Source organism: Flavobacterium pectinovorum, assembly GCF_900142715.1.
In the GTDB taxonomy this organism is placed as follows: domain Bacteria; phylum Bacteroidota; class Bacteroidia; order Flavobacteriales; family Flavobacteriaceae; genus Flavobacterium; species Flavobacterium pectinovorum.
Genome location: NZ_FRBX01000004.1, coordinates 170,424 through 186,349 on the forward strand (window position 1 = coordinate 170,424; position 15,926 = coordinate 186,349).

Genomic DNA, 15,926 nt, shown 5'->3' on the forward strand with positions numbered 1-15,926 from the left:
TTTTAAGATTTTATAAATGAATCCAACTATAAAAGTTGTAAAAACAACTAGCGAAAATCCTGATTTTTTATTTTTGATTGAAACATTCGATACCTTTTTGTGGGAACGATATCCGGAGTTAAAGAGGGAATATTGGGGAAATAATATAATTGAATTTAATTCTAATGTTTTTATCATTTATTTAGATGATGAGCCTGTCGCTTGTGGCTGTTTTAAAAAATATAATAAAAATACAACCGAATTAAAAAGAATGTTTGTTTCGCCCAAAGCCAGAGGTTTGGGTTTGGCACAAATGATAATTGGAGAGTTAGAAGTCGAAGCAAAAAATCAGGGTTTTGAAATCATGATTTTAGAAACCTTATATAAACAAATTGAGGCTATTAATTTGTACCAAAAAGTAGGATTCGAGATAGTAGATAACTACGAACCTTATGTAGGTTTAACGAATAGTATCTGCATGAGTAAATCCATAATTTAGTCTTATGGAAGTAACTCATTTTCCAATTACAAATTGGGCAGAAGATGATCGTCCGCGTGAAAAATTGATGCTTAAAGGTAAAGAAGCTTTAAGTAATGCTGAATTAATTGCCATTTTGATTGGTTCAGGAAGCCGAAATGAATCTGCAGTTGCATTAAGCAAAAGGATTTTGGCAAGTGTAGACAATCTTAATATGTTGGGAAAAATGTCAATTTCTCAATTAATGAATTTTAAGGGAATAGGAGAGGCAAAAGCAATTACTATTGTTTCGGCTTTAGAATTAGGAAGGAGGCAAAGGAGTGAAGATGCGTTACAATTCAAAAATAAGATAACATCCAGTAAAGTCGTTTTTGAAATCATGCAGCCCATTATTGGTGAACTTCCTCATGAAGAATTTTGGGTGCTTTTTCTGAATAATTCGAATAAGGTAATTTCAAAATCGCAATTAAGCAAAGGAGGAATTACAGGAACTATTGTAGATGTACGATTGGTGTTTAAATTAGCACTTGAAAGTGGCGCTACAGGCCTGATTTTGTGCCATAATCATCCCTCTGGAAATCTTAATCCGAGTGATGCTGATAAAGAAATTACAATGAAATTAAAATTAGCAGGTGATAGTTTAGATGTTAAAGTTTTAGACCATTTGATTATTACTGAAACAAAATATTATAGTTTTGTAGATGAAGGAATCTTTTAAATTATGAATACGCATATAACTGACATTTTTTTTGATTTAGATCATACACTTTGGGATTTTGATAAGAATTCTGAATTAGCTTTTGATCGAATTTTTAAGGAGCGATTTCCAAATGTAAAAATTGCGGATTTTATCGAAAAGTATATGCCAATAAATCAGGCGTGTTGGAAATTGTATCAACATGATAAAATTACGCATCAGGAATTACGTTATAATAGATTAAAATTTTCTTTTGATGCCTTAAATATTAAAATATCAGACGAAGATATAGATCAAATTGCAAATGATTATATTGAGACTCTCACAGATAACAATCATTTATTTGACGGTGCAATTGAGGTTTTGGAATATTTGAAACCTAAATACAAATTGCACATCATTACAAATGGTTTTGCCAATGTTCAGGATAAAAAGATCAATAATGCGTTATTATCAGGCTATTTCATGACTATTACAAATTCTGAATTAGCTGGTGTTAAAAAGCCAAATAGTATTATCTTTGATTATGCAGTTAATGTGGCTCAGGCTTCAAAAGAAAATTGTATTATGATTGGTGACTGTCTGGATGCAGATGTTAACGGAGCGCTAAATGCGGGGCTCGATGCTATTTTCTTTAATGATAAAAAAATAGAAGCTCCCCAAAATATTAAACAAGTAAATCATTTATTAGAACTAAAAAAATATTTATAACTATGAAAATTAAATTTTTGCTGGTTACTCTCTTAATTTCTGTCGTTGGATTTTCGCAATCAGTTAACGATTATAAAGCTGTAATTGTGCCATTGAAATATGATTTCCTTAGAACAGAAAATCAATACAGATTGTCAACAATGACTAAGTCTAATTTGCTTAAAGCCGGTTTTCCTGCTTATTATACAAACGAGGATGTTCCTGCTGAATATGGTGATCGCTGTCAGCTTTTATATATTGATGTAAAAAAAGACAATGGTTTTTTAGTAACAAAGCTTTACTTAGAATTTAAAGATTGTTACGGAAAAGTAATTTATACTTCTGAAATTGGGAAAAGCAAGGAAAAAGAATATGAGGTAGCTTACAAAGAAAGTCTTGATCAGGCTTTTTTATCTGTAAATAAATTACATTATAAATACAGCGGTAAAACAATTACAGGTTCTTCTAAGGTGACTTCTGCGGTAGCTTCGGTTCCAGTGGAAACTGTTGCTGTTGCAACAACTCCTGTGGCAGATACTTCTGATCCGAATTTACTTTACGCACAACCAACAGAAAATGGTTATCAATTAATTGATAAAACACCAAAAGTGGTTATGAAGCTGCTAAAAACATCCAGACCAGATTCTTTTATTGCTATAAAAGATGGGGTGCAGGGAACATTAAATGCAAAAGATAATCAATGGTATTTTGAGTTTTATCAAAATGATAAATTAGTTTCTGAAAAAATATCGGTTAAGTTTTAAAATATAAAATTTGGTTTAATAGCCATATTTATCTTTCCAGCGGTTCTTTAAAAATTCGCGGTTGCTATTCTCTCTTGAATTGCTTCCCGGATTGTAAAGAACCGTTTCTTTTATAGCATCTGGCAAAAATTCCTGTTCGGCAAAATTGTTGGCATAATCATGCGAGTATTTATAATCTTCGCCATATCCTAATTCTTTCATTAATTTTGTTGGAGCATTGCGTAAGTGAATAGGAACAGGTAAATCCCCGGTTTGTTTTACTAACTGTTGTGCATTTCCAATTGCCATATATGAAGCATTACTTTTTGGAGAAGTTGCTAGGTAAATTGCGCATTGACTTAATATAATTCGGCTTTCAGGGTATCCAATAGTAGAAACAGCCTGAAAAGTATTATTTGCCATTATAAAAGCGGTCGGATTTGCGTTTCCAATATCTTCACTGGATAAAATGAGCATTCTTCTGGCGATAAATTTAACATCCTCGCCACCTTCAATCATTCGTGCTAACCAATATACTGCTCCGTTTGGGTCGCTTCCGCGAATTGATTTTATAAATGCGGAAACAATGTCATAGTGCTGTTCTCCGGTTTTGTCATACAGAACAGTATTTTGCTGAACCAATTCAAAAACACGATCATTTGTTATAATAATTTCATCACTAGCAGCTGCATTAACTACGAGCTCGAAAATATTTAATAGTTTACGGCCGTCACCACCGGAAAGACGAAGCAGCGCTTCGGTTTCTTTTAAAATGATGTTTTTTGAGGCTAATTCGACATCTGTTTTCATAGCACGATGCAATAGTGCTTCTAAATCTTGTTTTGTAAAAGCATTTAGAATATAAACCTGGCAACGTGATAATAATGCGGGAATTACTTCAAAACTGGGGTTTTCTGTAGTAGCACCAATAAGAGTTATCCAGCCTTTTTCGACTGCTGCCAAAAGTGAATCTTGTTGAGATTTGCTAAATCTGTGAATCTCATCGATAAATAAAATAGGGTTCTTAGCAGTAAATAGTCCACCGCTTTGTTTTGCTTTTTCGATAACATCGCGAATGTCTTTTACGCCAGAATTTATTGCGCTCAAAATATAAAACGGACGTTTTGATTCCTGAGCAATAATTTGTGCTAAAGTCGTTTTTCCTGTCCCGGGTGGTCCCCAAAATATTAAAGAGGGAATAATTCCTTTTGAAATTTGTTGCGTCAATGATCCGTTTGGTCCAACCAAATGACTCTGACTAATGTAATCTTCTAATTTCTGTGGGCGAATACGCTCTGCTAAAGGTGCTTCCATTTTGTAAAATTACTATTTTCAATTTAAATTTTATAGTTTTAAAGGGTTACAAATCATAACAAAGGCTAGCTGACAAATTATCAGTAAATTGTATTTGGATAGTTTTTTGATGTTGCAACATAAAACCAATTGTTTGATATATATGAAAGACAATCATTTTAACTTTTCTACTGCCGTTGTTGGATTGCCTGTTTTGTTTGTGCTTTTCTTATGGATTATTTATTGGATTCAGATTCGGTTTGATTTTGATTTTTATCAGTATGGAATTTATCCACGCGAGGTTTCTGGTTTACAAGGCATTTTGTTTAGTCCTTTTATCCATGAAAACTTAGGCCATTTATATAATAACTCAATTCCGCTTTTTGTATTACTTGCGGCTTTGCAATTTTTTTATCCAAAACAATCTTTTTCGGTAATTGCTTATGGGATTTTGTTTTCAGGTTTAATTACCTGGATTATTGGTCGAACCAATTATCATATTGGAGCCAGCGGATTAATTTATGTTTTGGTCTCTTTTATTTTTTTTAAAGGTATACAAACAAAATATTATAGATTAGTTGCTCTTTCTTTTGCAGTAGTATTGCTTTATGGCGGAATGATCTGGTATGTTTTCCCGGATGTTGATGCGTCTATTTCATGGGAAGGACACTTGGCTGGTTTTATTACGGGATTTGTGCTAACATTATTTTATAAAGCCCCGGAATATACAAAGCCGATTGTTTATGATTGGCAAAAACCAGATTTTATCCCGGAAGATGATCCTTTCATGAAGCATTTTGATGAAAATGGAAATTTTGTTAATACTGAAAAGACTGAAGAAGAATCTGAAATTATTTCTACCTATTTTAATTCAGATGTTTTAGTTAACTATACTGTAACTAGAACAGAATCAGGTGATAAAAATTAAATAGAAATGTCTGGTTTAAATTAAATGATTATTTTTGTTCAGATGATTTTTAATTTTATTTGCCAGATTATGAAAAAGATAAATTTTGCAATAGTTTTTTTAGTCGTTCTGATTAGCACAAAAATGATTGCGCAGTGCGATATAAAAAATAGGGTATTGGCAGATGGAACAATGTTGTATTATTTTGAACCTTCAGTATTTTACTTTACTAAATCAAAATCATTAAAAATTAATATCGTAACTGATAAAGAACATTATTTTATTGCTTTGCAACCAACACCTTTTCCTCCTAAGAAAGAAGGTAAAAAAATTAAAAAAGACCTCATTATTCACCTGGCAGATAATAAGCCGTACAAGGTTGCGCATTATGATACGCAATACAGGGAAAATGACTCAATAATGCAGGTTTTATATTTAATAGATGACAAAGATATTGAGGCTTTTTCTAAGCTGGAGGCCTTGATGGCAGAAATTAATATGGAAGGAACAGAATTTGTTAGAAGCTATAAATTTAAATTACATAAGAATGCTATAATAGAACAATTGAATTGCTTCCTTAAGAAAGAAGGGGAGAAGTAGCGCTAATCTTCATTTGAATTGGATTCGTTTTTATGTAATAATTTTTTATTTAGCTTTTTAAAAAGATTATTAAAAGTAAGTGTTAGTGATGCTGCATTTACAATCTGATTTTCATCATCTCTCGGAAGATAATCATTTGCATAAGCTAATTCTATTTGTATGTCATCTGTAAATAAATATCCTGCACCTAAAATCAGTCTGTTACGATCAAAAAAACTAAGACCTGTAACTTTAGTTCCGGATTTAAAGAATAGCTCGTCAGAAGCAACAGCATAAATAACACCTTCCCGAAGAATCTTACTATTGATGGGTTGAATGTATTTTATCTGTTGGCGGTATCTAAGGACATTTTCATAATCGTCATCTCCATTTTTCATATGACGAAGTTCTATTCTCATTCTTGTGCTTAGCGTATATCCCGTTTTATGGAAATAGTATATTCCTTGTAGAGCAAATCTCCATTCAGGAGATTTAAATTGCCCTATTTCCGGTACATCTTTGTTGTCGTAATAAGCCAAAAATGTTGAAAGTTTCCAACGTGGAGACAGATAATAATGCCCCCATCCTCTAAAAGATCGTTGAATGTTGTTTTGAAAGATATTGGATGATGTTTCTGTACTACTATATGAGCTTCCTAAATTTATTTCAGTAGACCATTTGTCATTTATAGTTCTGTTGAATTGAATTTCATTCCACGACTGGCCATAAGTTTTTGTTTGAGAGTAACCAATGCTCATGATCAAAAATGTTGCAATTGTGCAGCAAAGTTTTTTTATTGATATGTTCTGAGCAGATTTGGAAGACATCAAGTAATAGTTTAAATATTTATTTTGGCATCTTAAATTCTAAATCAATTTTAACTTCTTTGACGTACAGTTTCATATAAAAATGCTCCACAAGCAACTGATACATTTAATGATCCAATTGTGCCAAACATTGGCAGCTTTGCTTTTTCATCAACAATTTTTAGTACAGAAGGATTTATACCTCTGTCTTCTGATCCCATAATAATTGCTAATGGCTCATTCAAAGATAAATCATAGATGTTTTGATCTGTTTTTTCAGTGGCTGCTATAGTTTTGATTCCGGAACCTTGTAAATAGAATATGGCATCTTTAATATGTTCAACTTTACAAATCGGAACATTGAAAACTGCACCCGCAGAGGTTTTAACTGTGTCTCCGTTTACAGGAGCAGAACCTGCTTTTTGAACAATGATTCCATTTACACCAGTACATTCAGCAGTTCTGATGATAGCACCGAAATTACGCGCATCAGAAATTTGATCTAATATTAAAAATAATGGTTTTGCACCAGATTCGATAGTCGATTCCACAAGGTGTTCTAAATCAATAAAACCTATTGGTGAGATTGTTGCAACAGCCCCTTGATGGTTATTTGGAGTTAACCTGTTTAATTTTTCTACAGGAACATAGGAGAAATTAATGTTAGCGCGTTTCATCACTTTCATTAAATCTTTCATTAATTCTCCAGAAATTTCTTTTTGGATGAATACTTTGTCTACTTCTTTTCCTGCCTGAATTGCTTCTATAATGGCTCTAATTCCAAATATTTGATGTTCTTTTTCCATGAAGCAAATATAGGTATAATGTTTATATAAAAAAAAAACCACCAGCATGTGCCGGTGGTTTTAATTCTGTGAAGAATGTTTTTATTTAAGGAGCTGGGTTGATAACAACCGGAGTTGTTTCAGGCTCTTGATATAATACTCCCTCTTCGTAAGAGAATGATAATTTTTGGCTAGTTGTACCAGCAACATGATCTGTGATTTTTATTAATCCATAGTATGTTACGTCTTGGAAATCAGGTTTTGCTGTGGTTCCTAAGTTTACATTTCTAGTAACTTTGTATAGAACAGTCTCATTAGTATTTAAACCAGTTACTTGTGATACTTTAACACCACTATTAAATGCAGCTTCAGCTTCAAATAAATTCGTAGCATCAAAATCTAGTGGAGTTCTAACAAACAAAATTCTAACATCGTCACTAGTTCTTTTGAATCCAAATGGTGCTACGAATGTGATTTCAGCATTTGCTGTACCAGCACTATCGTAGTTTAATCCATCTGCAAAACTAAATTGACTAGTAGTATCAGAATTAGAAAGACTACCACCTTTAGCAGCGTCAAAAATCTGATCAGAATACACGATTTTAGTAGTAATTGCATCTGTTTGTGTACCAGATGTTACAGTGAATCTGAAGACTACTTCATCATCAGCTTGTACTCCTGCACCTACATAATCTAAATCAGCTAAGTTGATAGTTTGCGTAGTTTTTGAAGGTACTAATCCTGGAATTGCAGAAAAAGTAACACCATCATCGAAAGACCATTCAGCATCTACTTTATCTATTACAGTTGTACCATTTTTTACAGTTGCATAATAAATGTTAACTGGCGCTGGATCTAAGTAGCCTACACTGCTAACTCCACTTGTTGCGTTAGTTGTTTTAGGTAAACCATCAGCATCAAGAACTTTCCAAACAATTCCTTTTCCTACAGTAAGAGTATAAATAGCTTGTGTTTTTGAACCATCAGAATAAGTTGAAACAACAACCAAGTTAAATACTCCAGTTTTACCTGTTAGCGTAGTAACTCCATTAGCAGTTACAGGAAATACATCAAAACTGCCTAATGTAGAAGTATTGAATGTAGCTGTTCCATCAGTTCCTATAGTAGCGTCAGAAACTTTAGCTCCAAGTACTGTTGGATCTGCAGTTGTTTTTGCTGCATTTTGGTAAATCTCAATTTTTGTAGCCGTAACACCTTCTTTTGTATAAAGTGTAATAGGTAGGTTAAAGTTTGTATCCAAACGTGTAATTGACGCCTTTGGTACTGCATTACCTCCCACGGATGTGTAATCTACATCATCATCAGATGAACAAGATGCCATAGCTGCAATTAATGCGAACGTAGCAATTTGTTTTATATATTTTTTCATATTTGTATTATTAAGTATTAGAATTTATCCCAGAAGATTTTAGTAGTAACTGCGTTATTACCCAATTTAGCAACGGCAGCTTCTAAACTTGCAGAATTAAGTGTTTGCTCTCTGTTAGGATATGAATAACGTTTTGGAACAGCAGTGATATCACCGTAAGTTACAGCTGGTACCTGTAAAGCAGGAAAATCCAATCTTCTGTAATTTGTCCATGCTTCAAAACCTCTATTGAAGAAAGAAATCCAAGATTGTTCTCCAATTTTTTGTTTCCAAGTTCCTGCAGCAGTAGCATAGGCTACATCAGTTCTTGCTAAATAAGCTGAAATATCAGCAGCAGCTACACCCCAATCTTGTAGAGATGCAGTAATAGCAGCGTTGTAATGATCTGCAGCAGTTCCGCCAACTAATCCTCTCTCAACAGCCTCAGCTAATAAAAACTGAACTTCTGAATAAGTAAACAATACTCCAGGATAAGTTGGATCTTGTATTGTAGGAGTTAAGTGAGAATAATTGTCATAAACGTTTAATGCACCATAAACTCCACCTTTGTATGTTCCGTTAAATTCAGTGAAATATTTAGGTCTTCTAGGGTCGCTAAGGGCATTTAATCTGTTTACAAATGTATCTGCTGGTAAAAAGTCAAAACGTCCAGATGCAACTAAATCAACATATAATGGGTTAGCATTTGGTTGAGTTGCAGCATAAGTCATATAAGTCCCTTGTGCACTTGAAGTAATTAAACCATCAGCAACAGCAGCTGCAGCTTCAGTAGTAGCATATGCATGATCAACATCATCCATATTAATTGCCATTCTTAAACGTAATGAATTAGCAAATCTTGTCCATGATGCTGCGTCTCCGTGGTAAATTAAATCAGCATCACCAAAGCTACCTGCGTCAGTATCTAATGCATGTGATGCAGCAGTTAATTTTACAATAAGATCTTTGTAAATTGTTTGAGCATCATCATATTTAGGTTGAGGAAAAGCAACAATATCCAGAGCTTCTGTATAAGGAACATCTCCAAAAGTATCAACTAAAATTCCATAAGAATAAGCAGTTAAGATATCAATAATAGCAATTTTATTGTTGATAACAGCTAAATCTTCTGGTGTAGCACCAGCTTGTTGATCAAGTAAAATATTTTTAGCTTCTTTATAATCTCTCAATACATCACGATAGTAAGTAGCCCAGTGAGTGTCAGGAATAGTACGTCCTGTAAGGTCGTATTGACTTTCTTGTGGGTACTGAACTTCAGTCCATTGTTGAGCGAATAATCTAAAAACATTAAAGTTTACAGAAGTACTTGTTACCTGGTCTACCATTGCATGTTCTGCATTAGTAAATAGGTAATTAGCTTCAGTATAGGTTGGACGTTTTGTGTCCGTATTTAATCCTGTAATGTCATCACTACATGATGCAAACAAAGATAAAAGCGGTATTAGTATAAGAAGTCTATTTTTCATAGCTTAGAATTTTATTGTTAAGTTGCAACCAATGTTTCTAGTGGTTGGTAAAGATCCGATAGATAAACCTGAAGATCCAATGTTAGATCCTAATCCACTTTCCGGGTCAGCTTCTGGAAGATCTTTATCGATTATCCATAAGTTAGATCCAACTAGTGAGATTTTTGCATCAACTAATTTTATTTTTTGTACTAATGAAGATGGTAAAGTATAAGTAATTTGTACTTCTCTTAATTTGATAAAGCCAGCATCATAAACGTATTGACTTCTTGGACCGTTAGAATATGCGTTAGTAATAGCACCACCAGTAGAATAAGCAGTTCTAGTAGTGTTTGGAGTTCCATCAGCGTAAACACCAGGAAGGATCACACCACCACCATTAGCTAAAGTATTTCTTTTAGGAAGACCTAAATCGTTGTTACCTACTGTAGATTCAGATAAACCTGTTCCTACACCATACCATTGGTCAGTAGAGAAAATATCTCCTCCTTTTTTCATGTCAATTAAGAAACTGAAAGAAAGACTTTTGTATGTGAATTTATTACGAAGACCACCAATCCAATCAGGGTTAATATCTCCAATAATGTTGTTTGTAGATGTGTTGATTACGTATCTTCCTGTTGCTGGGTTGATCACTTTTTGACCATCATCAGTGTAAGTGTAATCTGTTCCTTTTAAGATTCCAAAAGGTTGTCCAACTACAGCATTTAATGTTACACCTCCAGGGTATGAACCACCAACTTGTAAGTTAGATACACCATCAGCTAATGCTGTTACAGTATTGTCATTTTTAGACCAGTTTACAGTAATATCCCAAGCAAAGTTATTTGTTTTGATTGGAGTAGCATTAAATTGAACCTCGATACCTTTGTTTTCAATTGTAGCAGCATTTACGTAACGAGTTGAGTTACCAGTAGCTGTAGAATAAGGTACAGGAATAGCCTCACCATCATTCACGTTTTTGTATAAACTCACGTCAAATCCAACTCTTTTGTTTAAGAATTGCATCTCAAGACCAATCTCCTGTGTTTTAGTTTTAATTGGCTCTAAGTCTGGATTGTTTTTTGTAATGTTTACAGAGTATTGTTGTTGTCCATTGAAAGAGTTGATTTTTTCATATGTATCAACTAAAGCCAATGTTGGAGTTCCAAGTGGGCTTTCAGAGTAACCTCCTCTTAATTTACCAAATGTTAACCAGCTAGCATTAATGTTTTTAGTGAAAACCCAGCTACCTGAAACAGAGTTACTGAATAATGAGTTGTTTCCTTCTGGTAATTGAGAGAAAGCATCTCTTCTTGATGTAGCATCAACGAAAAATTGATCCATAAATCCAACAGAAGCAGAAACGAAGTAACTGTTTACTCCAGTTTTAGTTTCTCTTTCGTAAGGGAAAGGGCTACCAGAAACTGAATTATCTAAGCTATAAAGTCCTGGGATGATAAGTCCACCTTCAGTTGAAGCAGTAATTTGATTGAAATAGTTTCTTCTTACAGTTCCACCGGCAACTCCAGTTAAGTTCCAGTTTTCACCGAAGTTCTTTTTGAAGTTCAATAACAAATCATAGTTTTGTTCAGAATAGTTACCGTTGTAACGTTGGTAACCTGAAGTTTCGTTGAATGCGTTAATACCGAAAGTTTTACCAACTGAACCAACAGCTAATCTTTCTTCACGAATTTCAGAATATGAATCTGTAGAGATTTTTGCAGTTGCAGAAACCCATTCAGCAATTTTATAAGTAAAGTTAGCATAACCTACGAAACGGTTTCTGCTATCATTTTGATAGTTTTTGTAACGGTCAAAATAAGGGTTGTTCCAGTATGCAGGGAAACCATTAGAAGCAGAAAGTCTGTTCCATGTAATGTTTTGTCCACCAGAAGCATTGTAGGCTTGCTCTAATTGTTTCAAGTCTACGTTTGTTTGCCACCATTGACGGAAACCAGATACTAAGTTGTCGCTATATCCAGTCATGTTTCTACCTGTAGTAGCCTGATTAGAGAAGTTAGCAAAAGTACTAAGAGATAATCTGTCAGTAAATTGGTGATTTAATTTTAAACTGAAGTTGTTTTTCTTTAATTCACTATTTGGTAAAATACCTGTTTGATTAGTATTTGAATAGTTGAAAACTAAATTAGTTTTTTCGTTAGCATCTTCAAATGAGATACTGTTTACTAATGATAAAGAATTTTTAAAGAATGCGTTTGGATCGTTTTTAGCACCTGTCCATGGAGTTGCTTTACCGTAATTATTGTTTCCAGGATAGTTTGAAAAAGCATCCCATTGGTAAACATTCAATGTAGGATCAAAAGCATCTCCTACAGAAGCATCGTCTCCCATAGCAACTACAGTTTCAGGAATACCGTCTCCGTCTAAATCTTGCTCTCCAAAAGAACCTCCGTAACCACCACCATATTGTTTTTGGTATTTAACGAAAGTATCTTTGTCTGGTGAACCAGAAACTACTTCAGAAGAAACAGTAATTCCAAGACCTTTTTTAGCTCTACCTTTTTTAGTAGTAATCATTAATACCCCGTTACCAGCTAAGTATCCGTATAATGCAGATGCAGCAGCACCTTTCAATACGTTCACACTTTCGATATCTTCTGGGTTAATATCCATACCATTATTTCCGTAGTCATAACCTTGAGCTCCTCTAGATTGAGCTGTAGTACCGTCATTAGTATTGTTTGCATTGTTAATTGGCATACCATCAATAACGATAAGCATCTCATTACTTTGGTTGATAGCTTTAACACCACGAGAGATAGCACTTGTAGATCCACCAAAGTTGGTGTTTCTTCTAACGTTAACACCCGCAACTTTACCAGAAAGCTCATTTAAGAAGTTTCCACTTGAAGTTCCAGATTTTAAATCTCCTCCTTTTAATTCCTGAGTTGCATAACCAAGAGATTTTTTCTCTCTTTTAACACCTAAAGCTGTTGTTACTACAACACCTTCAAGTTCTTGTGCATCTCCTGCTAATTTTACATTAACGCTTGATGAACTTGCAGCTACTTCTTGAGTTTTCATCCCGATGTAGCTAAATACCAAAATTTGGCTTGTTGATGCTTTGATAGAATATTTACCATCAAAATCAGTTTGCGTTCCGGATTTTGTTCCTTTCACTAATACACTTACACCTGGCAAAGGCATACCTGCATTATCAGTAACAATTCCTGAAACAGCTCTTTCTTGCGCAAAAGTTAGTTGCGCCACTAGTACTAATAAAAGCACTAAGAATCCATTGAACTTTAGTTTCATTTTTAAATATTTTGAATTAGTATCGCAAAACTCTTAATAATTTGTTAACTTTCCTAATAAATAAAAATCTTTTTTTGTTAAACATTAAAATTTAACATTATAACATATGTTTATGATAGTGTTATATAATTGTAGTTCACTTGCGTTTTCTGCTCCATTTGTAAGAGTAATTTTTAATAAACCATTTGCCGTTTGTATTCCGGTTCCAATTCCAATTCCTATTAATTTTTTTATTTTATTTTGATTGGTATTAGTTGTGAGGTCTTGATATAGACCATAATCAATAATAGAATGAACATATAGACTTTTTGAGAGAATATATCTGTATTCTGTAAGAATTAAAGCGTTGAAATTTGCTTGCAAACTATTTTCTAAAAAACCTCGAATTGAATTCATTCCTCCAAAACGAAATAATTCGTTTGAAATGTAATTTTTACTGTTAAGATAAAAATTTTGTGAATTTATGTTAATGAAATTCTTTTCGTTTAGTTCAAAATTGTATGATAAGTTTAAGTTTGTGTAAAACTGTTTGCTTGATTCAGCGGTTTCCGGATTGTTGTTTGTGTCTCTTTTTCCATAACCAAAAATGAAATTTAGAACTGCTTTTTTGGGAAATAAATTATTAGTAATATCTGTTTTTTTATAATCGAAAGAAGTAGTGATGTATGAATTTTTATAGTCACTGATTGTTGTGTTATTTGTATTTTGAATATCGCTTGATTCTGTTGATTGATAACCAACATATATTCTGGAATTGTAATTTACAAAGTATCCTAAATCAATAGCTGTTTTTGTATTTTGAAAAGTACTGTCTTGTTTAAAGATGTTTAATTGAGCTTTGATTCCAAGTGACGAGTTAAAGATGTATGGGATTTCTAATTTTGTATTGAAAGTTTTTTGTTGGTTACCGTCACTTTTCCAGTACAATGAAAACTCTTCTCCTGAATGAATTATGTTTTGTAAAGTAATATCAACATAACCATTGAGATTTAGCTTTTTGTTTTCGTCATTCGAAAAACCGATATAGCCATCAAATGTGTTTGCTTTTCTTTTTTGAATATATGCGTAGATTTTGGTTGAGTCCTGAGTGAATAGAATTTCGGGATATTTTGTCTGAGTTATGAATTCAAAATTATTTATTTCATTGTAAAGTTCTTTTACCGTTTCCTGATTAAAAGTCCTGTTGATGTATTTTTTATTAAGTTGTTTTAGATGACCTTTGGGAAAAATATCCTTACCTGTGTTATTTGCATAATTTAGAATAATGGAATTTAGTTCGCGTTTTTTTTCGGATTTAAAATTTAAGTCAGCATAAATTATTAAATTCTTTCTTCGAATATTTTCAAGATTAATTTTTGTTAGTGCGTAACCGGCTTTTTCCGCATCATTTATCTTTTGGTTGAGATAGTTTTCTACTTCTTCGTAAGGAAGAATTATGGTATCATTTTCTGGTTTTTGAAAATTAAAAAACGGATTATTTATACCTATATATATATGTATCTCTTTTATTTTGTTTTTTAGTTCAATAATTGAGGTGTAAGAGCTGTCGTTTATGTTTTTGGTTTCTAGAATTTTATTATCAAGAAAGCCTTTTTTTGAGAGCTTTTCTGAAGTGTTTTTTATCTCGTCAAATAAGGATTTTAGATTTGGATGTTTTGTGGAATAATTTAACGAATCAATAATTTTATTTTCAACTGTGTTTGTGCCGTTTATTTTTAAATTAAAGTTTTGTGCATAACCTGAGATGCTTATAAGGTAAAAGATAAATATTTGGAATAACTGTTTCAAGGGCAATTGTTTCATTTATTAAAAGTATTGCAAATATCTATTATTTGTTTGTAAAAGTTTAAGCTTAAATAATGTTATTGAAAATTAATGAATTAACGTTTGTATAGTGAAAATTATTTTATACATTTGCAACCCCGTAAAAAGCGGGAATTTAATATACATAATAAATTTTTAGTATTAATTATGCCAACAATTCAACAATTAGTAAGAACAGGAAGAACTCAGATAACTAAGAAGAGTAAATCGGTTGCTTTAGATTCTTGTCCTCAAAGAAGAGGGGTTTGTACGCGTGTTTACACTACTACACCAAAAAAACCAAACTCTGCAATGCGTAAAGTTGCGCGTGTACGTTTGACAAATGGTAATGAGGTGAATGCTTACATCCCTGGAGAAGGACACAATTTACAAGAGCACTCGATAGTATTAGTTAGAGGTGGAAGGGTAAAAGATTTACCAGGTGTTAGATATCATATCGTTCGTGGAGCGCTTGACACGTCAGGAGTTGCAGGAAGAACGCAAAGAAGATCTAAGTACGGTGCTAAACGCCCAAAAGAAGCAAAAAAGTAATTTAAACTTTTAAGAAAAAGACATGAGAAAAAGAGCGGCAAAGAAAAGACCACTTTTACCAGATCCGAGGTTTAACGACCAATTGGTAACACGTTTTGTGAATAACTTAATGTGGGACGGTAAGAAATCTACAGCTTTCAAAGTATTTTATGATGCAATTGACATCATTGAGTCTAAAAAGCAAGATTCAGAAAAATCTTCATTAGAAATTTGGAAAGATGCTTTAACAAACGTTATGCCTCACGTAGAAGTGCGTAGTCGTAGAGTAGGTGGAGCTACATTTCAAATTCCAATGCAAATTAGACCAGACAGAAAAATTTCTATGGCAATGAAGTGGTTGATACTTTATTCTAGAAGAAGAAATGAAAAATCTATGGCACAACGTTTAGCGTCAGAATGTTTAGCTGCTGCTAAAGAAGAAGGTGCTGCGGTTAAGAAAAGAATGGATACTCACAAGATGGCAGAGGCTAATAAAGCTTTCTCTCACTTTAGATTTTAAT

15 protein-coding genes are annotated in these 15,926 nt (G+C 33.1%); 8 read left to right on the forward strand and 7 right to left on the reverse strand.

Annotation, left to right across the window (positions count from 1 at the left end; translation table 11 throughout):
• Positions 1-16 precede the first annotated feature (16 nt).
• The 4 genes from BUE22_RS14385 to BUE22_RS14400 are packed head-to-tail and all read left to right on the forward strand — an operon-like array spanning position 17 to position 2,608.
• The gene (locus BUE22_RS14385; protein WP_073395756.1) at positions 17-478 is read left to right on the forward strand and encodes a GNAT family N-acetyltransferase; all 462 of its coding nucleotides are present in this window, start codon (positions 17-19) and stop codon (positions 476-478) included.
• A gap of 4 nt (positions 479-482) precedes the next feature.
• Positions 483-1,175 carry a RadC family protein gene (gene radC, locus BUE22_RS14390; RefSeq protein ID WP_073395759.1) on the forward strand — a complete coding sequence of 231 codons (693 nt, stop codon included), beginning with the start codon at positions 483-485 and terminating at the stop codon, positions 1,173-1,175.
• A gap of 3 nt (positions 1,176-1,178) precedes the next feature.
• Positions 1,179-1,865: a YjjG family noncanonical pyrimidine nucleotidase gene (locus BUE22_RS14395; RefSeq protein WP_073395761.1), complete on the forward strand. Its 687-nt coding sequence runs from the start codon at positions 1,179-1,181 to the stop codon at positions 1,863-1,865.
• Positions 1,866-1,867: 2 nt separating this feature from the next.
• Positions 1,868-2,608, forward strand: a complete 741-nt coding sequence (locus BUE22_RS14400) for a hypothetical protein (RefSeq protein WP_073395764.1) — start codon at positions 1,868-1,870, stop codon at positions 2,606-2,608.
• Positions 2,609-2,623: 15 nt separating this feature from the next.
• Here the strand turns inward: BUE22_RS14400 and BUE22_RS14405 are convergent, their stop codons facing one another.
• A complete protein-coding gene (locus tag BUE22_RS14405; RefSeq protein ID WP_073395767.1) occupies positions 2,624-3,901 on the reverse strand; it encodes a replication-associated recombination protein A in 1,278 nt (425 codons plus the stop codon).
• A 142-nt stretch (positions 3,902-4,043) separates the two neighbouring features.
• Here BUE22_RS14405 and BUE22_RS14410 point away from each other — a divergent pair, with 142 nt between their 5' ends.
• Positions 4,044-4,808, forward strand: a complete 765-nt coding sequence (locus BUE22_RS14410) for a rhomboid family intramembrane serine protease (protein WP_073395770.1) — start codon at positions 4,044-4,046, stop codon at positions 4,806-4,808.
• A 69-nt stretch (positions 4,809-4,877) separates the two neighbouring features.
• Positions 4,878-5,387: a hypothetical protein gene (locus BUE22_RS14415; protein WP_073395773.1), complete on the forward strand. Its 510-nt coding sequence runs from the start codon at positions 4,878-4,880 to the stop codon at positions 5,385-5,387.
• Positions 5,388-5,389: 2 nt separating this feature from the next.
• On the opposite strand, the gene BUE22_RS14420 is transcribed toward BUE22_RS14415, so the two are convergent.
• The 6 genes from BUE22_RS14420 to BUE22_RS14445 all read right to left on the reverse strand — a co-directional run bounded on the left by BUE22_RS14420 (position 5,390) and on the right by BUE22_RS14445 (position 14,874).
• A complete protein-coding gene (locus BUE22_RS14420) occupies positions 5,390-6,124 on the reverse strand; it encodes a DUF2490 domain-containing protein (RefSeq protein WP_244152487.1) in 735 nt (244 codons plus the stop codon).
• A gap of 119 nt (positions 6,125-6,243) precedes the next feature.
• Positions 6,244-6,978 (reverse strand): 23S rRNA (guanosine(2251)-2'-O)-methyltransferase RlmB, encoded by a 735-nt coding sequence (gene rlmB, locus BUE22_RS14425; RefSeq protein WP_042565870.1) that lies wholly within the window; start codon positions 6,976-6,978, stop codon positions 6,244-6,246.
• A gap of 85 nt (positions 6,979-7,063) precedes the next feature.
• Complete coding sequence (locus BUE22_RS14430; protein ID WP_073395778.1) at positions 7,064-8,347, reverse strand: hypothetical protein; 1,284 nt, start codon at positions 8,345-8,347, stop codon at positions 7,064-7,066.
• 17 nt (positions 8,348-8,364) lie between these two features.
• On the reverse strand, positions 8,365-9,813 hold the full coding sequence (locus BUE22_RS14435) for a SusD/RagB family nutrient-binding outer membrane lipoprotein (RefSeq protein WP_073395781.1): 1,449 nt from the start codon (positions 9,811-9,813) through the stop codon (positions 8,365-8,367).
• Between the two features lie 3 nt (positions 9,814-9,816).
• Positions 9,817-13,071, reverse strand: coding sequence for a SusC/RagA family TonB-linked outer membrane protein (locus BUE22_RS14440; RefSeq protein WP_073395784.1), 3,255 nt, complete (start codon positions 13,069-13,071; stop codon positions 9,817-9,819).
• A gap of 84 nt (positions 13,072-13,155) precedes the next feature.
• Positions 13,156-14,874, reverse strand: coding sequence for a BamA/TamA family outer membrane protein (locus BUE22_RS14445; RefSeq protein ID WP_073395787.1), 1,719 nt, complete (start codon positions 14,872-14,874; stop codon positions 13,156-13,158).
• A gap of 168 nt (positions 14,875-15,042) precedes the next feature.
• Here BUE22_RS14445 and rpsL point away from each other — a divergent pair, with 168 nt between their 5' ends.
• Positions 15,043-15,426: a 30S ribosomal protein S12 gene (gene rpsL / locus BUE22_RS14450; protein ID WP_007136570.1), complete on the forward strand. Its 384-nt coding sequence runs from the start codon at positions 15,043-15,045 to the stop codon at positions 15,424-15,426.
• Positions 15,427-15,448: 22 nt separating this feature from the next.
• Positions 15,449-15,925 carry a 30S ribosomal protein S7 gene (rpsG, locus tag BUE22_RS14455; protein ID WP_007803600.1) on the forward strand — a complete coding sequence of 159 codons (477 nt, stop codon included), beginning with the start codon at positions 15,449-15,451 and terminating at the stop codon, positions 15,923-15,925.
• Position 15,926: the final 1 nt, after the last annotated feature.